Genomic DNA, 20092 nt, shown 5'->3' with positions numbered 1-20092 from the left:
ATACTGCACATTGACAGGCGATAAATCGAACGGTAAATTTTTTACATTTGATAAGAAAAATCTATCACCTTATTAAGACTAAGGTAAATAAAGGGATTGCAGAGGTTTCGCCATGAGTATCAAGCTTCAACAATTAAAGCATTTTGTGATGGTGGTCGAGGAAGGTGGTTTTCGAGCGGCATCACATAGAGCGAACCGCTCGCAAGCGGCGCTGTCAACGTCGATCAAAGAACTGGAAAAAAACCTAGGGCAAACGCTGTTTGAAACGGGCAACAAATCCAAACTCACTCCCTTCGGTGAAATCTGTTTGCCTAAAATTATTCAATTTCTCAACATCTACAGTGCATTGGATAATGACTTGAAAGCCGCCGCCGCGGGCCAACAAGGTCGAGTACGCATCGCCAGTGTCCCTTCTGTTGCAGCCAAGTTGATCCCTAGCGTGCTTGGTGCATTCTGCGAACAGCACCCGAATGTAGAAGTCAGCTTGATTGATGATAACGCCGCTGGGGTCGAAGCGCGTTTGTTATCAGGAGAAGTCGATTTAGCGCTGGGTAACCCATCACATTTAGACGAAGGCGGTATCGAGTTTACCCCGCTAATCTCTGACCCCATTGGCGTGGTGTGTTTGAAGGATAACCCTATCGCTCAGCATCCAGAAGGGATTGAGTGGCAAACGCTGTTAGAACAACCTTTTATTCGCAACGGAACTTGCACCCTACTCGATCCCACGCCTGCGCGCGCACTAAGTGAACAAGCTTTGTATTCTGTTGAAAACATCACGTCTTTATTCTCAGTTCTTGAGCTTGGTATTGGTGTCACCACCTTGCCAAAATTAGCGTTCCCGACCAACGAAACTCGACTGGTTTGGATTCCACTGATCGATCCACCTTTAGAAAGACAAGTTGGCATCTTTACTCTGACGGATAGAACCATCTCCCCTCAGGCAAAAGCGTTTCATGATTTGTGCATTCATTACTTGAACTACCAAGAAGAAGTCGAAACTTCATAAGCATAAAAGCCCCTGACACGTTAAGCATCAGGGGCTTTTTAAAATTTCATGCGTCAGAACACGTTACTTTCTGCGCTTGTAAACCACGCAGAAGTTGCCGCGCTTGGTGCGACACTTAGAGCAACGTTCGCAGTCCACTTCGGCGCGGTTACCGTCTTTCCAACGCTTGATCAATTGTGGCTCTGCCAATAACGGACGAGAAAGCGCGAAGAATTGAATCTTAGTGTTTTCAGCCAAGTCTTCAATCGCGCAGAAGTCGTTTAAGCCACCTACGGTAATTACCGGAACGTTCACATCTTGGCTGATCACTTGTCCGTACTCGTGGAAGTAGCCTTCTTCTTGTAGCGTGTAACCGTCGAACGATTCACCTACCATGGTGCTTGCATTGCCATGAATGTTACCCGATACGATGATCGCATCCACGCCCACTTCTTCTAGCTTCTTACAAACAATGCGCGTTTCATCGAACGTCAAACCGCCATCGAAGAACTCTGTTGCTGTCAGTTTCACCAGAATCGGGAAATCGTCACCAACTAGCTTGCGTGTTTCGGCATAGATCTCCATAAGGAAACGCATGCGGTTCTCAAGGCTACCGCCGTATTGGTCTTCACGACGGTTGTAGTATGGGCTTAAGAACTGGTTGATCAAGTACGTGTGCGCCGCGTGAATTTCTACACCATCAAAGCCAGAATCTTGTGCACGCTTGCTCGCTAGCGCAAATGCTTTAACGATGTAGTCGATCTCATCTTGAGTCATCGCTTTGCCTTCAGTTTTGGTGCCGCGCTCTGGCACTTCACTTGGAGCAAAAATCACACGCTCGCCAACGTTGAAGGTCGTTTTTGTGCCGCCGTAAGCGATCTGCATGACGATCTTAGCGTCATGTTCGTGGACAAGGTCAGTCAGCTTTTTGTATTCATCGATGAAAGAGTCGTTGTAGATCCCCACCATGCCTGCGTTCGGCTTCTCTTCTTCTACGATGTTTGCGTAGCCGGTAACGATCAGCCCCACTTCACCTTTGGCAAGTTCTTCATAAATGTCGTACAACTTCTCGGTCATGTGACCGTCTTCTGTCGCCATATTTTCCCACGTTGCACTACGTACAAAGCGGTTCTTTAGTGTCATGTTGCCAATGCGGGCTTCTGAAAACAAAATGCTCAAGTCCAGTCCTCTTAAAATCTGTCTTTTTAGATACATCACTACCGAGCAGGAACGAAAAAGGAACAGCGATACACAAAGCATGGCTGTTCCTTCTCTGAATTTCTGTTCAGTGCGATGAGCGACGCGAACCTTACCGCCGAAACTGCGGCAAAACTTTAATCTGGATTAAGGTTTGGTGAGATTTACGAGTGTTGACAATTATATTACAAAAAAGCGTTTCTTAACCATCTGAACAACTTTTAGAACTGACCCATTCATATACATTTCTTAGCCTTTCAAAGCCTTCATTTAAGTTCGCTAAAGGAGACTCCGGATTAATTTCTAGCCAAATCGTTAGATGTGGTGATACCCCCATCTCCCTCTCTGTTTCCTTGCCATTTTTGTCGACCAATGTAACTGATTGAATAGCCCGACCACGATATTTTGAAGTCTTATCTAAACACTCAAGACTTTCGGCCAACAAGGCCTCCCACACTTCAGTATTCAGCTCAGAGAATGTATATGCTCGCTTACCAATATACTTTTCAACTATCTCTGGTCTTGAAGTTACCTGCCACGCATCTCTCGTAAAGCAGATAAATATTTCATTCGCCCCGTCGATATCCTTAATAACGTTTTGAATGGATGGTGAAGCTAGCTCGTTTTGAATAAACGTCGAAATTGGCCAGTTTATATACTTCATACCTTCTAGGTTGACACCCAAACAGATCTGGTCGTTTATTTTATTGACTGATAAATTCCATTGAACACCTCGGTTTCCGTCACTGACACCATAAACAGGCTTATTCTTCTGCCCAAACTTTCTAGCACTAAGGTCTAACTTTGATTCAAAAGCTCTAAATAACTCATCGTCATCTATATCTGATTCTTTTTTACCTTCATCTTTTGTTTTAGCTCTCTCGACGTTTATAGAGTCACTGCTTATTTCGTGTATGTCCCTTTGATTCTGAAATATTGATGTTATTGCTTTCAGTGCGTTTTCTGGCGTTAAGTTAAAAAACTCTCGCCCCTTTTGTCGTAAAGGGGCAAGCTTGTTATGAATCAACGACTCGAAGCCGTTACAATCATCGACTGCTTTGAAACTAAAAACGGACCATTTAAAGTCGCCAGTCGAGCTTCTATTTATCTCTAAACACCGTGTATCTGGATGCCGCGTTGTTTTTCCAATTTTGCACACCGGCAAGTCAATGTCCTTTACTTCGAGAATATAAACATAGCCTTTTTCTTTTTGAGTCATTTCTTTTTGATTTGTAAAACTATCTATCGTGTAAAGCTAACATTTATGAATTCATAATACTTTCACGAAATATAAGCTCTCCAAATTGAAACTGACTTAAACTATTAAAAATCTGGGTGCTCAAGAAAACTAATTAATGAATAAACGGCAGTGGAATCAACTCTAAACCAAGCACACCACTGATGCTCATTACGACCAATAACGACACCTTAAACACCGCTTTGGACCATTGGATATAGTTGTTGTAGTTCACTTTTTGGAATGTAACCCGTGTCCACATAAAGCACACCGCTGCCGAGACCGCTAAATACTCGTACCCAGCTTCACCCAACATAAACAATCCGATAGCAACTACACCAAAAGCAACCACGTACGCTTTCATATGCTGATGCGCTTTAGCGATCCCCTCTTTAACAGGAAGTACTGGAATGCCTGCGTCACGGTAATCTTGCATGCGGAACATGGCAATCGCGTAGGAGTGCGGCATCTGCCAGAGACAAAACATGATGAAGAGTAAGATCGCTTCTAAGCTGATGTAGTTCGTCACAGCAAGGTAGCCCACCAGCGGAGGAACCGCGCCAGAAATGCTGCCGACTAAGGTGCCGTAGACTGAATTTCGCTTGTACCACATGGTGTAGAAGAAGACGTAAAACACGTAACCCAAGAGTACAACCACAGCCGAGAGCGGATTCACAAGTTGAAACAGTAACGCTGTGCCATTCAACAGCAATACCAAAGCGTAAACAAACGCCGCGTCGATGTTGATGTTTCCCATCACCAATTCACGGTTTTGTGTGCGCTTCATTTTTTGGTCGATATCGCGGTCGAAGATGTTGTTCACCACGCATCCTGATGCAATCACAAGCCCGACACCAACTAACGTTGTCAGCAACAACAGAAAGTTAGCGGGTTCTGATTTTGCGGCGAGGAAGAACCCCGCCGCAACAGAAATCAGGTTGCCGAAAATGATGCCCGGTTTAGTAATAGACAAATAACTTTTCAGCATGCCCTAGCCTACAACTTCATGTTGACGTTCATGTTGTAGATGATCCAGATCGAACCAGCGATCAGAATCAACACAACGATGGCGGTAAACATCAGTGACACCACGTTCCACTGACCTTCTGACGTTTTCACTTCCATGTGCAGGAAGTACTTAAAGTGCACGAAGATCTGCACAATCGCACAACCAAATAACACGGCATAAGTCGCGGTATCTGGCAGCACTTGCGCCCACACACAGTAGAAAGGAATCACGGTCAGGATCAGAGACGCAATAAAGCCTTTTACGTAATCAGAGGCACCTGTATCTAGATGTTGTTCCATTACATAACCCCCAATAAGTAAACGATTGTGAATACACAAATCCAAACGATGTCTAGGAAGTGCCAGAACAAGCTCAAGCACTGGAATCGCATCGACATGTTATCGTTCAAACCCTTGGTAGAAAGTTGGTGGTAGCACACGGCTAGCCAGATCAAACCAAAGGTTACGTGCAGGCCGTGTGTTCCAACCAAAGTGAAGAACGCAGATAGAAACGCACTTTGTTGTGGACCATAGCCTTCAACAATCAGGTGATGGAACTCATACACTTCCATCCCGATAAAGCCAGCACCAAGTAAGAAGGTCACTTTTAACCAACGCTTTAACCCTGCAACGTCTTTGCGCTTCATCGCAATCATGCCGAAGCCAAACGTGATACTACTGAACAGCAGCAACATGGTTTCTACAAACACGAACGGCAGTTCGAAAATGTCTTTACCGGTGGGACCCGCAATAGAGCCGCTTTCTAGTACCGCGTAAGTCGCGAACAAGGTCGCAAACAATACACAGTCACTCATTAGGTAAATCCAGAAACCAAACAGCTTAATGCCGGCAGAATCATGGTGATGATCGTGGTCGTGAACCGCAACATTAGCTTGCATAAGTCACCTCCAGATCGTCTTTCTTATCGTTGTCTTTCACTTCGTTTTTCTTCGCTTCTTCAAGTTGAGCTCGACGCTCCGCTTCAATCGCTTTGATTTCTTCTACTTCAACGTAGTAATCCACGTCGTCGTTGTAGCTGTGTTGGATACACGTAACGATGATGCCAACAAAGCTTGCTGCTGCTAACCACCAGATGTACCAGATCATCGCAAAGCCAAATACCAATGCCCATGCAGAAACATAAATACCTGTTGGTGTGTTCTTTGGCATGTGAATGCGTTCGTATTCCACTTCTTTGGTTGGATCGAATTCGCCACTCTGCTTTTGGTACCAGAACGCGTCTAGGACATCACCTTTTGGTAGGTGCGCAAAGTTGTAGAACGGCGGTGGTGAAGACGTCGCCCACTCAAAGGTACGACCGCCCCATGGGTCACCTGTTAGGTCTCGGTTTTGCTCGCGGTCACGAACACTCACGTAGATTTGGATGAACTGACAAGCCACGCCAAGCGCAATCACTGCCGTACCCGCTGCAGCAACTGCCAACAGTGGGAAGTACTCTGGGTTAAGATCTTGACTTAAACGACGCGTCATGCCCATAAAGCCCAGAGCATAAAGCGGTAGGAACGCCATTAAGAAGCCAACAATCCAGCAAATGAATGCACGTTTGCCCCATGTTTCGTTCATGGTGAAACCTGTCGCTTTCGGGAACCAGTAAGTGATTGCCGCGAAACAACCGAATACCACACCACCAATGATTACGTTATGGAAGTGCGCAATCAGGAACACTGAGTTGTGCAGAACAAAGTCCGCGCCCGGAACCGCCATCAGTACGCCCGTCATACCACCTACAGAGAAGGTAATCAGGAAGCCAACTGTCCACATCATCGGCGTGGTAAAGCGGATTCGCCCTTTGTACATGGTGAATAGCCAGTTGAAGATCTTCACCCCGGTCGGGATAGAGATGATCATGGTGGCGATGCCGAAGAATGCATTCACATTTGCACCTGAGCCCATGGTGAAGAAGTGATGCAGCCAAACGACGAACGCCAAAATCGTAATTACAATGGTCGCCCATACTAGCGAGGTGTAACCAAATAGCTTCTTGCGTGAGAAGGTTGCCGTTACCTCTGAGAACACACCAAAAATAGGCAAGATCAGGATGTATACTTCTGGGTGACCCCATGCCCAAATCAGGTTGACGTACATCATTACGTTGCCACCAAGATCATTGGTGAAGAAGTGCGTGCCGATGTAACGATCCAGCGTCAGTAGCGCGATGGTTACAGTTAGGATTGGGAATGAAATGATGATCAGAATGTTGGCACACAGGGACGCCCACGTGAACACTGGCATCTTCATCATTGGCATAGACGGCGTACGCATGCGCAAAATAGTTGCAAAGAAGTTCACGCCTGTCAGCGTGGTACCGACACCAGATATTTGCAGCGCCCATATCCAATAATCCACCCCAACTCCGGGGCTTGCCTCGATACCAGACAGCGGCGGATACGCCAACCAACCAGTACGACCAAACTCACCCAAGCCAAGTGACATGTTGGTGAGGATCACGCCCACAACAAACAGCCAGAAACTCAGGTTGTTTAAGTAAGGGAATGCCACATCACGCGCTCCAATTTGCAGCGGTACAATGATGTTCATCAAACCAATCACCAACGGCATTGCCACGAAGAAAATCATGATTACGCCATGGGCAGTAAAGATTTGATCGTAGTGATGTGGTGGTAGATAACCGGTCTCACCTGCCGCAGAAAGCAGTTGTTGGCTACGCATCATGACCGCATCAGCAAAGCCACGAACCAACATCACCATTGCCACAGCAATGTACATGAAGCCTAGTTTTTTGTGGTCTACCGAAGTAAACCATTCATTCCATAAGTATTGCCACTTACCCGCTTTGGTTATCGCCGCAACGACAGTCAAACCAACGATCGCGATCACCGCTAGAGTGACGACAATAATCGGCTCGTGATAAGGGATTGATTCAAGTGTTAATCTTCCAAACATTGCGATTATCCTAGATTTTCCGGCAAACAGTTCATTGAACCCGGATGCTGGGTCACGACGTCGGTGAACAAAAATGGTGGAATACTAGAGAACATCTTCACAGGCTCCGCCACCGTAGGTGATGCAAGCGCACGGAATTGCTCCCAGTCTTCGATTCGATCAGGGCTGGCTTTCACTTGCTGTACCCAATTCAGGAATGCAGTGCGATCTTCCATTACTGCTGCGGTAAATTTCATCTGCGAGAAACCCTTACCGCTGTAGTTAGAAGCAAAGCCTTTGTAATCCCCAGTGTGGTTAGCAATCAGATTCAACTTGGTCACCATGCCTGGCATCGCGTAAATCTGAGTACCGAGACGCGGGATAAAGAACGCGTTCATGATGTTGTCTGAGGTTAGTTTGAACTGAACCGGAACATCTTTCGGAAACGCCACGTAGTTCACTGTCGCAATGTTCTCTTCTGGGTAGATGAATAGCCATTTCCAGTCGAGTGACACCACCTCAATGGTGATGGGTTTGACGTCACTTGCGATGGGCTTGGATGGCTCTAACTCGTTAGTAGAACGCCAAGTGATGGTTGCCAGAATCGCGATGATGATGATTGGAATCGTCCACACCACCACTTCGATCTTGGTCGAGTGCGCCCACTCTGGAGCGTATTCCTCGCCAGTGTTCGACTCTCGGTAGCGGTAAGCAAAATAGATTGTCATTAAAATCACGGGGATCACGACAATCAGCATCAGTAAAAGCGCTGTAATGATCAGTTCTTTTTCCTGAACGCCAATACTACCTTTCGGGTCAAGTAGAGCAGAGTTACACCCTGAAAGCATAAGAATGGTTCCTGCCAAACTTATCCTCGCTAAGATGCGTTTGTATCTTGAAGCTTCCATTAACTTTCTCGATGGTTAGCCAACAACAGAGCAAGCCCTGCGATTGGTTGTCTTGGTCATTAGAATATTTTTGTGTTGAGCTTGTGCAGCAATGGACTTCTTGGTGGGAGGTATCAAGTTGCTTGATGGTTAAAACCACACTCACAACGTGAGTTTATTGTTACACTTTGAAATACATTGTTACATTCGAGCGCATTATGCGGAGGGAAAAAGGAAAGCTCATTAGCCACAGATGGAAACTAACGTTCCATTTATGAAAGCTAATATTGATATAGGAATAGCAAAACAGGTGCACAACATTAACGTACTACAGCAAATATTCTTTTCTTTACAGTAACTTAATCAACGCAAACGAGAAGAGTAATCAGTTGCGTATTCGGCGCGAGAGTGTGAGCTACATTAGAAAGTGCGAATTAAGGAAAGCGTGACCAGTATCATAGTTATGAATTCACATACTATTTACATGGCATTTCTTCAGCAAATGATTACTTAGACAATTTAATTTACCAGATTAATACCAAATGCTTTTTAAGAGTGATATTTGGTTCAATTGTTAATCGAATGAACTCACTAAAACGAAACGAGCGCTACTTAACTAGCGCTCGCTACCAGAAACCAATGGCTCAATGCTACATTCTCATTCCGCCATCCACTTCGAGCACTCGCCCTGTGAAGTAGTCGTTTTCAAGAATGTATTTCACGGCATGAGCAATCTCACTCGTCTCCCCCATCCTACCGACGGGTATCATCTTTTGCAGTCGGTCTATGGCTTCTGGTTTCATTTGTTCTGCCATTGCCGTTTTGACGACTCCGGGCGCAATGGCCGCAGAGCGAATACCATATCTGGCGAGTTCTCTTGCCCATGTTGTTGCCATGGTTGCGACGGCAGCTTTTGATGCAGAGTAATTGGTTTGTCCAATATTGCCTGCTCTCGCCACGCTGGAGATGTTAATGATGGCACCCTTCGAGCCACTCTCGATCATTTTGACTGCCGCTTCTCGACCACACAAGAAGGTGCCCGTGACGTTGACGTTCATCACTAGGTTAAACTGCTCAAGCGACATCTTGGTGATCTCGCCGTCTTTGGCTTTGACTAACAATCCATCTCGCAAAACCCCTGCGTTATTAACTAAGCCGTTTAGCTGCCCAAAATCTTGAAGAATCTCATTAAAGGTATCCTCTACTTCAGATTCATTGGTGACATCAAGTCGATAGATCAATGCTTTGGCACTGAGCATCCGGCATTGTTCTTGAGTATTCAGCAGTCCCGTTTCGTTAACATCAAGCAATGCTAAATCTGCGCCCGCTTGAGCAAGGCTGACTGCCATCATCTGCCCTAACCCTTGCCCCGCACCTGTGATTGCAATGACACTGTTTTTTAAATCCATATCTGTACTCCATTACTGGATAACTTCCATGCTTAAACGCCTGATAGGGAATCTCGCTTTTAGCCCTTCTGGTTCTTATAGAATTCAAACAAGCTTGAAAAGTCGAGTTCTGCATGACCTGCTGCGTTATGGAATGCATAAAGGTTACGAGCCAAAGAGCCCATCGGAACAGAAGAGTTGGTTTGCAGCGCCGCATCCAAGCCTAAGCCAAGATCTTTGAGCATCAACTTGCTCATAAAGCCTGGGTTGTATTGATTGCTCGCTGGTGCGGAGTCCATCACGCCTGGGCATGGGTTATAGAGCTCCAGCGCCCAGTTTCGACCAGAGCTTTGCAACATGATATTGGATAAGACTTTCGGGTCGAGACCATGATCAATGCCGAGATTGAGCGCCTCACAGGTTCCCGACATCAAGATACCCAACATGAGGTTATTACAGATTTTTGCCATCTGACCGTCGCCCGCTTTACCAGCGTGGAACACGTTCTTGCCCATGTATTGCAAGATCGCATTGGCTTTGGAGAACGCCTCATCCGAGCCTCCAACAATAAAGGTCAGCGTTGCTGCTTTTGCGCCTGCTACACCACCAGAGACGGGAGAATCGACAAACAACAATCGTTTGTTCTGAGCTTCGTTCGCCACTAAGCGAGCAGAATCTGGATCGATGGTCGAACAGTCAATCAGCAATGCGTTGTCCTGCACAATATTGAGCAGACCGACACCACCGTGTAAATCCCCTAAGTACACCGCGCGCACGTGTGCACCTGCTGGTAGCATGGTGATGATGGTTCCCGCGCCATCCACGGCTTCTTCTAACGTGCTAGCAACCACCGCGCCAAACGGTTCAAGTTGCTTCGCCGCGTTCACATCCACATCGAACACTTGCACGTGAAACCCCGACGCCAATAGGTTTTGTGCCATTGGACTGCCCATGTTGCCCAAGCCAATAAATGCAATGGTACTCATGTTGTTTCTCCTTATTTTCCTAGTTGTGCAAGTGGATGTTCTTCTTCTGACCAAAGAGAAGTGAACAAGGTATCGATGACGCTCTCATCGACTTCACTGACGCTGTTAAACATCCATTTTGGATTGCCATCTTTATCAACTAATCGAGAGCGCACGCCCTCTTCAAACTCACCGAGTAATGCGCTGCGAACTGACAAGGTAAGCTCTAGACGGAAACAATCCGCCAACGACAAACGGTGGTACTCTTTGACTTGTCTAAAACAGATATGCGCGGTGATCGGACTGCCCGCAACAAACGATTTTTGTGCGTTCTCAAGCCATTGAGTCTCGCCTTCCATTGCTTGAATATTTTGGGCAATCTGATTTAAGTCATAGCCTTTGCAGGCTTCTTTAATTTGGTCGAGATAAGGGCAAATCTGAGTTGTCGGCTTACTGTCGATGACTTGATCTTCCATCAACTGAAGTAACGCACTGACAAGCGATTTGGCATCGGCAGAGCCCCAGTCGACTTGTTTCAGCTCTTCAAGCAGCGCCGGATATTGCTCTTCCAGCAGCAACCATTCCGCCAACCCTATAGTGACAGCGTCACTTGAATTCATCATTGCACCGGTTAACCCAAGGAACAAACCTACCTCTGGGTCGATTTGGCTTAAGAACCAAGTGCCGCCCACGTCCGGGTAAAGTCCGATATTGATCTCTGGCATCGCGAGACGAGATTTAGGCGTGACGACTCTATGGCTGGTGCCCATAAATAAGCCCATGCCACCGCCCATCACAATGCCCTCTCCCCAACCAATGATTGGCTTTTGGTAGGTATGAATCAGGTAATCGCATTCGTATTCGAGCGAGAAGTAGTTAGAACAGAACTCGGCAGTCTCTTCTTTGCTTTTGTCGTGCATGACGTGGTACATGGTTCGTACATCGCCCCCTGCACAAAACGCTTTTTCACCCGCCCCGTTGAGGATGACACACACCAAATCAGGGTCATCTTGCCATTCGATAAGTTGGTCGTTGAGCTCTGCCAACATGTCGTAAGTCAACGCATTCAAAGAAGCCGTGTTGTCTAACGTCGCGATACCAATTCGGTGCACGCCGTCTAAGCAATCTATTTCGCTAATGGTTACTTTCCCTGTCATGCGACCTCCTATTGATTCTTCCAGTTGGGTTTACGTTTTTCTAAGAAGGCACGAACCCCCTCGGTTTGATCTTCGGTATCGAATAAGTTTAGAAACAGTTCTCGCTCTTTAATCAGACCATGTTTGAGTGGCGCTGAGCGCATGTTTTGGATAAGCGCTTTACATGCGGTTACCGAGGACGGCGATTGATTGGCAACCGACTCTGCAAGCTCAATGGCCTTATTAAGCGCTCCACCTTTTGCAACAACTTCTTCTGCTAACCCGAGTTCTCGCGCTTGTGCTGCACCGACTTGTTCACCGCACAATATGATGCGTTTCGCCCAACCTTCACCGACCAATGCGGTTAGGTTTTGCGTACCACCAGCACAAGGCAGTAAGCCCACTTTCGCCTCTGGCAGTGCCAGCACAGCTTGCTCTTCCACCACGCGAATATCACACGCCAATGCGACTTCTAATCCGCCTCCCATGGCGTAGCCGTTGATGGCAGCGATAGAAACCCCTCGAAATGCAGACAGCGTCTCAAAGGCTTCACCAAAGATGCGCGCCATTTCTAACGCAACTGCTTTATCGCCATCGGCAAACAACTTGAGGTCTGCACCTGCAGAGAAAAACTTCTCACCATTCCCTGTGAGCACTAGAGCGTAAACGTCTTTATTGTCGTTTAGCGCCAGCACTAGCTCTTTCAACGCGGTTAAGCTTTGTGACGTCCAAGTGTTGGCGGGCGGGTTGTTCATGGTCACCACCGCAACATGATTGCTGATGGTATGTTGAATGGTTTGTTGTTCTGTTAGTGACATATCTCTGAATCCTTTCTTGATGAAAATGACCTGAGCTTTATGAATAAAAGCAGAGCTTGTCGGCTGCACTTATAGCAATGCGGACTCTTCTGCGAGCAATCGACGCGCGATGATCAACCGCATGATTTCGTTGGTGCCTTCCAAAATCTGATGCACTCGAACATCACGGAAATAGCGCTCCATTGGGTATTCTTTGATGTAGCCATAGCCACCGTAAAGTTGCAGCGCTTGGTCACAGACTTGAAAGCCGACATCGGTTGCAAAGCGTTTTGCCATGGCACAATAAGTCGTGGCATCTGGGTCACCTCGGTCTAACTTGCTGGCGGCGTGCCGTACCAGTTGGCGGGCAGCGACAAGCTCGGTTGCCATGTCTGCCAGTTTGAATTGTAATGCTTGGAATTGAGCTAATGATTTGCCGAACTGTTTACGCTCTTGCATGTACTGCGCCGCTTGATTCAGCGCTTGCTGAGCCGTACCGACCGAACAGGTCGCAATGTTGATGCGTCCGCCATCCAAACCTTTCATGGCAAACACAAACCCTTGTCCTTCTTCACCCAGCAAATATGACGCTGGAATAGAAACACTATCGAAAGTCACCGCGCGTGTCGGCTGACTGTTCCACCCCATTTTCGGCTCTTTACGTCCGTAGCTAATACCGTCTGCATCGGCCGGAACAACAAATGCAGATACACCTTTCGCGCCAGCATCGCCAGTTCTCGCCATCACGACTAAAACGTCAGTATCGCCTGCGCCAGAGATAAAGGTTTTGCCGCCGTTGAGTATGTAGTTACCACCTTGCTTAGTCGCAGAAGTCGTCAGAGACGCCGCGTCCGAACCTGCGTTTGGTTCAGTTAAGCAATAAGATCCGAGAAATTCACCCGTAATGAGTTTTGGGCAGAACGTGTCTTTCACTTCTTCGGTCGCAAAGCTCGCGACCATCCAAGTTACCATGTTGTGAATGGTCATAAATGCGGTGGTCGATGTGCACCCCATAGAGAGCTGCTCGAAAATGATAGACGCATCTAACCGGCTTAAGCCCAAACCGCCTTGTTCTTCTGGGGTGTAGAGGCTCAAGAAACCGAGTTCTCCTGCCTCTCGTAGGATGTCTTTCGGGAAGATTTGTTTCTCATCCCACTCTGCTGCCATTGGCGCTAAACGCTCTGCCGCAAACTGCTGAGCCGTGTCGGCAAACATACGTTGATCTTCGTTGAGTTCAAAATCCATATGAGCTCCTTACTTCATTAGCGCAGGTTAATGGTGAGGTTTGGACCGGTTGGGATATCATCATCAAACCAACGAGCCGTCACGGTTTTGGTCTCGGTGTAGAAGCGCACCGCTTGTTTACCGTAGGCGTGCAAATCACCGTAAAAGCTGCCCCGCCACCCAGTAAACGAGAAGAATGGCAGAGGCACGGGAATCGGCACGTTTACACCTACCTGACCGACTTGAATCTCATGTTGATACTTTCTCGCCGCCGCACCATTCGCAGTGAAGATGGAGGTGCCGTTGCCGTATGGATTGCGATTTACGAGATCTATCGCTTCTTGTAATGTGTCTACCTCAATACACACCAAAACAGGTCCGAAGATTTCTTGGGTATAAATCGACATTTCAGTAGTGACGCCACTGAATAAAGTTGGACCGACCCAGTTACCTTCAGGGAAACCTTCCACTTCACATTGGCTACCATCAAGTTCACACACCGCCCCTTGTTGCTTACCTTCTTCAATCAAACCGAGCACACGCTGTTTTGCTTGTGCACTGATCAAAGGACCATACGCTGCATTCTCGTCATCCCAGGCGCCAGGATGCACTTTCGCCATTTCTTGTTTTAAATCGGCAATCCACTCTTTCGAACTGCCTACAAACACAGCCACGGATATCGCCATACAACGTTGCCCTGCTGCACCAACCGAAGAACCAACTAAGTTATTCACCACTTGGTTTTTGTTCGCATCTGGCATCACTACCATGTGGTTTTTCGCGCCAGCAAAGGCTTGAACACGTTTGAAGTTCTGCGTGCCTGTGGTGTAAATGTATTGCGCTACGGGTACAGAACCAACGAAAGAAACGGCTTGGATATCGGGATGTTTCAGCAACAAGTCGACCTGCTCTTTTCGGCCATGTACGATTTGCAGCACACCTTTTGGTGCTCCCGCTTCTTCGAACAGCTCAGCCAAGCGAATGGACGTTAGCGGCACTTGCTCAGAAGGTTTAAGGACAAAGGTATTTCCGCTCGCAATCGCGATTGGGAACATCCACAAAGGGATCATGGCTGGGAAGTTAAACGGCGTAATACCGCAGCACACTCCAAGCGGTTGAATCAGCGAATAGCTGTCGATATCGGTCGCAACGTTCTCGACGGTTTCTCCCATCATGTTGCTAGCGATATTGGCAGCTTGCTCGACGACTTCGATCCCGCGCCATACATCGCCTTTTGCATCCGCAAAGATCTTACCTGTCTCGTGAGAAAGCAGCGTCGCCAGTTCATCGTGATGTTCTTTAAGTAGATGTTGGTAGCGCAGCATTAAGCGCGCACGCTCCGAAACCGCGACATCTTTCCAGCAGGTAAAGGTGGCTTTTGCACTTTCAATTGCCGCATGCATCTCTTCATCCGTTGCGCACGGCAAGCGCGCAATCATGTCGTTGGTGGCAGGGTTTGTCACTTCTACCCAATCCGTTGCTTGAGATTCACGAAACTCACCATCGATGAATAAGGGAACCGTGCGAGTCATAATCTAGTCCTTCTTTACGTTATTTGATAATTGGATTTAAAGCGGTATCTCGATACCAATGGCAGTGGCTTCACCACCACCGATACACAGTGATGCAACACCTCGCATCACCTTTTTATTGTTGTTGTCACCATCTACCCCAAGCGTTTGCAGTTGGCGTAGACTATGAATGAGAGTTACCAAAATACGAGCACCACTTGCACCAATTGGATGCCCGAGTGCACACGCCCCACCTTTGATGTTTACTTTGTCTTTATCGATGCCTAATTGGCGTACCGCGATTTGCGTGACAACGGCGAACGCTTCGTTGATCTCCCAAAGATCAACCTCGTCTACTGACCAATCGAGTTGAGATAACAACTGCTCTATTGCAAATACTGGCGCGAGGGTAAATTCGGCAGGCTTTCTGGCATGGGTCGAGTGTCCTTTGATGATTGCTAATGGCGTTAAACCTTGATGCTGTGCCACCTGCGAGTCCATTAACACCAAGGCTGCAGCACCATCGGATATCGCACTTGAGTTTGCAGCCGTCACCGAGCCGTTCTTATCGAACGCAGGTTTGAGTTGAGGGATCTTGTCGAGCTTGATGGAGCGTGGATGCTCGTCGTAATCCAATGTTGAAGTGCTATGACGAGTCGTGATTTCTATCGGCGATATCTCGTCGTCAAACAAATGCTGCTCTTGCGCTTCCAATGCTCTTGTCGCGGATAGGATCGCCCATTCATCCATTTGTTCACGAGTAAACTCAGAACGGTCAGCCGTTTGCTGCGCATAAACGCCCATCAAGTGCCCTTCATATGCATCTTGAAGACCGTCTAGAAACATGTGGTCATAGGTAGATTGGTGACCCATTCGCATGCCATTACGTGCTTCTTTAAGCAGATACGGCGCATTGGTCATGCTTTCCATACCACCAGCGACGGCGCTGCGAATGCTCCCCGCTTTGATAAGATCGTGAGCCAGCATGACGCTTTTCATGCCAGAGCCACACACTTTATTGATGGTGGTACAGCCTGTCGTCAGTGGAAGATCTGCACCTAGCGCCGCTTGCCTGGCTGGTGCTTGTCCGCACCCCGCAGGTAATACGCAGCCCATATAGACTTCGTCGACTTCGCTAACCCCGCTCGCATCCATTGCCGCTTTGATAGCAAATGCCCCTAATTGAGGCGCTGAATAACCTTGTAACTGACCTTGAAAGCGCCCGATTGGCGTTCGCTTTGCACTGACAATCCAGATGTCGTTTCCCATGTTCTCGTCCCTTCTGACGATAATTCACAGCTCACGAACTCATCCCTCACACCCGCTACCACGGAGCTTTCACACAGAATGTGGTGTCACCCCAGTCTCTCATAAAACGATGAATTTTCGCACTGTGATTTCTTGACGTTTACGTAAGCATAGCACTAACATTTACGTTAACGTAAAGAAACACATTAATAACAACACAAATTTACTCTCATGCTTTTAGCTAGCCCGTTTAGTTCAAGGCTTGAAGGGATTTTAAGAAGCCAAAACTATTCATTAGAGGGAAAAACCGAGTGGATAAATTCAAGATAAGTGACCTCGCCAAAGAGTTCGACATCACGACCCGAAGCATTCGTTTTTATGAGGATGTCGGGCTGATAGAGCCGGAACGAAAAGGCAACATTCGCGTATACCAACGCAGAGATAAGATCCGTCTAAAGTTGATTTTACGTGGTAAGCGATTGGGCTTTTCGCTTGCGGAAATTCGAGAGTTGTTTGAGCTGTACGATACCCAACAAAGCGATGGTCAGCTGCTTAAAATGCTAACCATCATTGATGAAAAACAAGCGCACTTACAGCAGCAACTGGATGATATTAGCGTTGTAATGAACGAGCTAGAAACCGCCAAAGAACGCTGTAAACAAGCACTAATCGACAATAAAACTAACAGCCAATAACTAAAAACTTGTAACGACGAAAACAAACAAGAATAACCATAATTTCCAAGCCCAAGCAGTGTAACTCGAACCTTATCCGTACTAATGAGTACTTTCAACAGGGAAATGTTATGAAAAGCAGCTACACCCCTCTCAACTTTGGGCTTGGTGAAACCATCGATATGCTCCGAGACCACGTCAATGCGTTCGCCACCGAGCATATCGCCCCCATAGCCGCAGACATCGACCGAGATAACCAATTCCCCAATCATCTGTGGTCCAAGTTCGGTGAAATGGGCTTGCTTGGCGTAACCGTCGACGAAGAGTTTGGCGGTGCAGGCATGGGCTATCTTGCTCACGTTGTTGCGATGGAAGAGATCAGCCGAGCTTCGGCGTCTGTTGCTCTCAGCTATGGGGCACATTCCAACCTTTGTGTTAACCAAATCTTTCGCAATGGCTCCCCTGCACAACGAGAAAAGTACTTGCCCAAATTGATCGATGGTTCTCATGTTGGCGCACTAGCCATGAGTGAGCCGAACTCAGGTTCTGATGTGGTTAGCATGCAGCTTCGTGCTGAAGATAAAGGCGACCACTATCTGATGAACGGCAACAAAATGTGGATCACCAATGGTCCCGACGCCGACACCTTAGTGGTTTACGCAAAAACCGATCCCAATGGCGGCTCTCGTGGTATCACGGCATTCATTATTGAACGAGAATTCGAAGGCTTTAGCCATGCTCAAAAGCTCGACAAACTTGGTATGCGCGGCTCCAACACCTGTGAATTAGTGTTCCAAGATTGTGTCGTACCGAAAGAGAATTTACTGGGAGAACTAAACCGTGGTGTCGAAGTGTTGATGAGTGGCTTAGATTACGAACGTGTGGTTTTAGCAGCTGGACCGCTTGGCATCATGCAAGCCTGTATGGACGAAGTGGTTCCGTATGTTCATGACCGCAAACAGTTCGGCAAATCCATTGGTGAATTCCAACTGGTACAAGGAAAGCTTGCTGACATGTATTCACGAATGAACGCTGCCAAAGCTTATGTTTATGCTGTTGCAGCCGCCTGTGACAGAGGGGAATGTACACGTAAAGATGCCGCTGGCGTGGTCCTTTACAGCGCCGAACTTGCCACACAAATGTCGCTCGATGCTATTCAACTTTTAGGCGGCAATGGCTACATCAACGAATACGCGACCGGGCGTTTACTCCGCGACGCCAAACTGTATGAGATTGGTGCTGGCACTTCTGAAATTCGCCGCATGCTGATTGGACGAGAGTTGTTCGAAGAGTCTCGCTAACCCACCGACAAGGAAGTCACTATGGCAATCATTAAAAGTAAAACCAAGCCAACCGACGAGCTGTTTTTGTCGAATAAAGCGGTCATGACCGAGTTGGTGAGCAACCTTAAAGCCAATATCAAAGCCATCAAACAAGGGGGCGGACAAAAAGCCATTGACCGCCAACGCCTAAAAGGAAAGCTGCCCGTTCGTGAGCGTGTCATGCTCCTTTTGGATGAAGGCAGCAAGTTTCTTGAAGTCGGACAATTCGCCGCGTGGAACGTCTATGAAGAATCGGTTCCATGCGCAGGCGTCGTCGCCGGCATCGGCACTATTGAAGGCATTCAATGCATGGTGATCGCCAACGATCCTTCCGTCAAAGGCGGCACCTACTACCCGATCACCGTGAAAAAGCATCTACGAGCGCAAGAGATCGCCCAACGTTGCCAACTACCTTGCGTCTATTTGGTGGATTCCGGTGGTGCAAATCTCCCTCATCAAGCGGAAGTCTTTCCTGATAAAGAGCACTTTGGGCGCATCTTCTTCAACCAAGCCAGAATGTCGGCACAAGGCATACCTCAAGTCGCGGTTGTGATGGGGCTTTGTACCGCAGGCGGCGCTTATGTACCTGCGATGGCAGACGTTTCCATCATGGTCAAAGAGCAAGGCACCATCTTCTTGGCAGGACCACCGTTAGTAAAAGCCGCAACGGGAGAAATCGTCACCGATGAAGAATTAGGCGGTGCCGACGTGCATTGTCGTAAGTCTGGCGTTGCCGATTACTACGCAGAAAACGACCAACACGCATTGCAACTGGCACGCGAAGCCATCTCGAATACCAACCAATCACTCCCACTTCAAAGCGACAAACCGGTTTTACCACCACGTTACGACGCCGAAGAGATGTACGGCATCGTCAATGCAAATCTGCGCTTGTCTTTTGATGTTCGAGAGATCATCGCTCGCGTGGTGGATGACTCAGATTTTGATGAATTCAAAGCACTTTATGGCAAGAGCTTAGTATGTGGCTTCGCCCGAATCCACGGCAATCTGATTGGCATTGTGGCGAACAACGGCATCTTGTTTTCTGAGTCCTCACAGAAAGGCGCGCACTTTATTGAGCTGTGTGCCAAACGCAAAATTCCCCTACTGTTTTTGCAAAACATCACTGGGTTTATGGTGGGCAAAAAGCTTGAAGCAGAAGGCATTGCCAAACACGGCGCGAAACTGGTGATGGCAGTTGCGTGTGCAGATGTTCCCAAGTTCACCGTGATTATTGGCGGCTCTTACGGTGCAGGCAACTACGGCATGTGCGGTCGCGCTTATGACCCAACCATGATGTGGATGTGGCCAAACGCACGAATCTCCGTCATGGGCGGAGAACAAGCCGCTGGCGTGCTCACTCAAGTTCGTCGAGAAGTGAAAAAACGCCAAGGTGAAGAATGGCCAGAGCCCGAAGAAAGTGCATTCCGAGAATCTATCGTAGACTTGTATGAGTCTCAGGGTCATCCCTACTACGCCAGCGCGCGTTTATGGGATGACGGCATCATCGACCCGAAAGAGACACGTCAAGTATTGGCTCAAGCCTTAAAAGCCGCGCTCAATGCGCCAATTCCTGACAGCAACTTTGGCATATTCAGAATGTAGA

Annotated in this window: 18 protein-coding genes; 4 read left to right on the top strand and 14 right to left on the bottom strand. The window is 47.7% G+C overall.

Annotation, left to right across the window (positions count from 1 at the left end):
* The first annotated feature begins 112 nt into the window (after positions 1-112).
* Positions 113-1009, top strand: coding sequence for a LysR family transcriptional regulator (locus ATB76_RS02990; RefSeq protein ID WP_045461823.1), 897 nt, complete (start codon positions 113-115; stop codon positions 1007-1009).
* Between the two features lie 63 nt (positions 1010-1072).
* Here ATB76_RS02990 and ATB76_RS02985 read toward each other — a convergent pair whose 3' ends face one another.
* From ATB76_RS02985 to ATB76_RS02920, 14 genes are all read right to left on the bottom strand, one after another.
* A complete protein-coding gene (locus ATB76_RS02985; protein WP_061034580.1) occupies positions 1073-2167 on the bottom strand; it encodes an NADH:flavin oxidoreductase in 1095 nt (364 codons plus the stop codon).
* Positions 2168-2387: 220 nt separating this feature from the next.
* On the bottom strand, positions 2388-3404 hold the full coding sequence (locus ATB76_RS02980; protein WP_061034579.1) for a GIY-YIG nuclease family protein: 1017 nt from the start codon (positions 3402-3404) through the stop codon (positions 2388-2390).
* Between the two features lie 133 nt (positions 3405-3537).
* Positions 3538-4410 (bottom strand): heme o synthase, encoded by an 873-nt coding sequence (gene cyoE, locus ATB76_RS02975; protein ID WP_042605322.1) that lies wholly within the window; start codon positions 4408-4410, stop codon positions 3538-3540.
* A gap of 8 nt (positions 4411-4418) precedes the next feature.
* Positions 4419-4730 carry a cytochrome o ubiquinol oxidase subunit IV gene (cyoD, locus tag ATB76_RS02970; protein ID WP_005443825.1) on the bottom strand — a complete coding sequence of 104 codons (312 nt, stop codon included), beginning with the start codon at positions 4728-4730 and terminating at the stop codon, positions 4419-4421.
* Positions 4730-5329, bottom strand: coding sequence for a cytochrome o ubiquinol oxidase subunit III (cyoC, locus tag ATB76_RS02965; protein WP_061034578.1), 600 nt, complete (start codon positions 5327-5329; stop codon positions 4730-4732). The genes cyoD and cyoC overlap by 1 nt, the downstream gene beginning before the upstream one ends.
* Positions 5319-7355, bottom strand: coding sequence for a cytochrome o ubiquinol oxidase subunit I (gene cyoB, locus ATB76_RS02960; protein ID WP_061034577.1), 2037 nt, complete (start codon positions 7353-7355; stop codon positions 5319-5321). Before cyoB ends, cyoC begins: the two co-directional genes overlap by 11 nt.
* 5 nt (positions 7356-7360) lie before the next feature.
* Complete coding sequence (gene cyoA, locus ATB76_RS02955; RefSeq protein WP_081094885.1) at positions 7361-8242, bottom strand: ubiquinol oxidase subunit II; 882 nt, start codon at positions 8240-8242, stop codon at positions 7361-7363.
* Between the two features lie 629 nt (positions 8243-8871).
* Positions 8872-9630: an SDR family oxidoreductase gene (locus ATB76_RS02950; RefSeq protein WP_009704652.1), complete on the bottom strand. Its 759-nt coding sequence runs from the start codon at positions 9628-9630 to the stop codon at positions 8872-8874.
* A gap of 59 nt (positions 9631-9689) precedes the next feature.
* Positions 9690-10595 (bottom strand): 3-hydroxyisobutyrate dehydrogenase, encoded by a 906-nt coding sequence (mmsB, locus tag ATB76_RS02945; protein WP_009696177.1) that lies wholly within the window; start codon positions 10593-10595, stop codon positions 9690-9692.
* An 11-nt stretch (positions 10596-10606) separates the two neighbouring features.
* The gene (locus tag ATB76_RS02940) at positions 10607-11731 is read right to left on the bottom strand and encodes an enoyl-CoA hydratase/isomerase family protein (RefSeq protein WP_061034575.1); all 1125 of its coding nucleotides are present in this window, start codon (positions 11729-11731) and stop codon (positions 10607-10609) included.
* Between the two features lie 8 nt (positions 11732-11739).
* Positions 11740-12528 carry an enoyl-CoA hydratase gene (locus ATB76_RS02935; RefSeq protein WP_061034574.1) on the bottom strand — a complete coding sequence of 263 codons (789 nt, stop codon included), beginning with the start codon at positions 12526-12528 and terminating at the stop codon, positions 11740-11742.
* 69 nt (positions 12529-12597) lie between these two features.
* Positions 12598-13752, bottom strand: coding sequence for an acyl-CoA dehydrogenase family protein (locus ATB76_RS02930; RefSeq protein WP_061034573.1), 1155 nt, complete (start codon positions 13750-13752; stop codon positions 12598-12600).
* Between the two features lie 17 nt (positions 13753-13769).
* Entirely contained in the window at positions 13770-15263 is a 1494-nt protein-coding gene (locus ATB76_RS02925; protein WP_061034572.1) for a CoA-acylating methylmalonate-semialdehyde dehydrogenase, read from the bottom strand.
* 36 nt (positions 15264-15299) lie between these two features.
* Positions 15300-16511, bottom strand: a complete 1212-nt coding sequence (locus tag ATB76_RS02920) for a thiolase family protein (RefSeq protein WP_061034571.1) — start codon at positions 16509-16511, stop codon at positions 15300-15302.
* Between the two features lie 290 nt (positions 16512-16801).
* Here ATB76_RS02920 and ATB76_RS02915 point away from each other — a divergent pair, with 290 nt between their 5' ends.
* The 3 genes from ATB76_RS02915 to ATB76_RS02905 all read left to right on the top strand — a co-directional run bounded on the left by ATB76_RS02915 (position 16802) and on the right by ATB76_RS02905 (position 20091).
* Positions 16802-17185, top strand: a complete 384-nt coding sequence (locus tag ATB76_RS02915) for a MerR family DNA-binding transcriptional regulator (protein ID WP_061034570.1) — start codon at positions 16802-16804, stop codon at positions 17183-17185.
* Between the two features lie 110 nt (positions 17186-17295).
* Positions 17296-18465 carry an isovaleryl-CoA dehydrogenase gene (locus ATB76_RS02910; protein ID WP_061034569.1) on the top strand — a complete coding sequence of 390 codons (1170 nt, stop codon included), beginning with the start codon at positions 17296-17298 and terminating at the stop codon, positions 18463-18465.
* A 21-nt stretch (positions 18466-18486) separates the two neighbouring features.
* Positions 18487-20091: a carboxyl transferase domain-containing protein gene (locus ATB76_RS02905; protein WP_061034568.1), complete on the top strand. Its 1605-nt coding sequence runs from the start codon at positions 18487-18489 to the stop codon at positions 20089-20091.
* Position 20092: the final 1 nt, after the last annotated feature.

The organism is Vibrio sp. MOR3, assembly GCF_001557775.1.
Lineage (GTDB): Bacteria > Pseudomonadota > Gammaproteobacteria > Enterobacterales > Vibrionaceae > Vibrio > Vibrio jasicida.
Note: the sequence above shows the minus strand (reverse complement) of the source record. Positions and strands in the feature narration are given on the sequence as shown.

Bases quoted from the DNA above. Each gene is read 5' to 3' on its own strand.
- ATB76_RS02980 (WP_061034579.1), bottom strand. From the start codon at position 3,404: ATGACTCAAAAAGAAAAAGGCTATGTTTATATTCTCGAAGTAAAGGAC.
- ATB76_RS02990 (WP_045461823.1), top strand. From the start codon at position 113: ATGAGTATCAAGCTTCAACAATTAAAGCATTTTGTGATGGTGGTCGAG.
- ATB76_RS02930 (WP_061034573.1), bottom strand. From the start codon at position 13,752: ATGGATTTTGAACTCAACGAAGATCAACGTATGTTTGCCGACACGGCT.
- cyoE (WP_042605322.1), bottom strand. From the start codon at position 4,410: ATGCTGAAAAGTTATTTGTCTATTACTAAACCGGGCATCATTTTCGGC.
- cyoA (WP_081094885.1), bottom strand. From the start codon at position 8,242: ATGGAAGCTTCAAGATACAAACGCATCTTAGCGAGGATAAGTTTGGCA.
- ATB76_RS02940 (WP_061034575.1), bottom strand. From the start codon at position 11,731: ATGACAGGGAAAGTAACCATTAGCGAAATAGATTGCTTAGACGGCGTG.
- ATB76_RS02950 (WP_009704652.1), bottom strand. From the start codon at position 9,630: ATGGATTTAAAAAACAGTGTCATTGCAATCACAGGTGCGGGGCAAGGG.
- ATB76_RS02935 (WP_061034574.1), bottom strand. From the start codon at position 12,528: ATGTCACTAACAGAACAACAAACCATTCAACATACCATCAGCAATCAT.
- cyoC (WP_061034578.1), bottom strand. From the start codon at position 5,329: ATGCAAGCTAATGTTGCGGTTCACGACCACGATCATCACCATGATTCT.
- ATB76_RS02910 (WP_061034569.1), top strand. From the start codon at position 17,296: ATGAAAAGCAGCTACACCCCTCTCAACTTTGGGCTTGGTGAAACCATC.
- cyoD (WP_005443825.1), bottom strand. From the start codon at position 4,730: ATGGAACAACATCTAGATACAGGTGCCTCTGATTACGTAAAAGGCTTT.
- cyoB (WP_061034577.1), bottom strand. From the start codon at position 7,355: ATGTTTGGAAGATTAACACTTGAATCAATCCCTTATCACGAGCCGATT.
- ATB76_RS02925 (WP_061034572.1), bottom strand. From the start codon at position 15,263: ATGACTCGCACGGTTCCCTTATTCATCGATGGTGAGTTTCGTGAATCT.
- ATB76_RS02920 (WP_061034571.1), bottom strand. From the start codon at position 16,511: ATGGGAAACGACATCTGGATTGTCAGTGCAAAGCGAACGCCAATCGGG.
- ATB76_RS02905 (WP_061034568.1), top strand. From the start codon at position 18,487: ATGGCAATCATTAAAAGTAAAACCAAGCCAACCGACGAGCTGTTTTTG.
- mmsB (WP_009696177.1), bottom strand. From the start codon at position 10,595: ATGAGTACCATTGCATTTATTGGCTTGGGCAACATGGGCAGTCCAATG.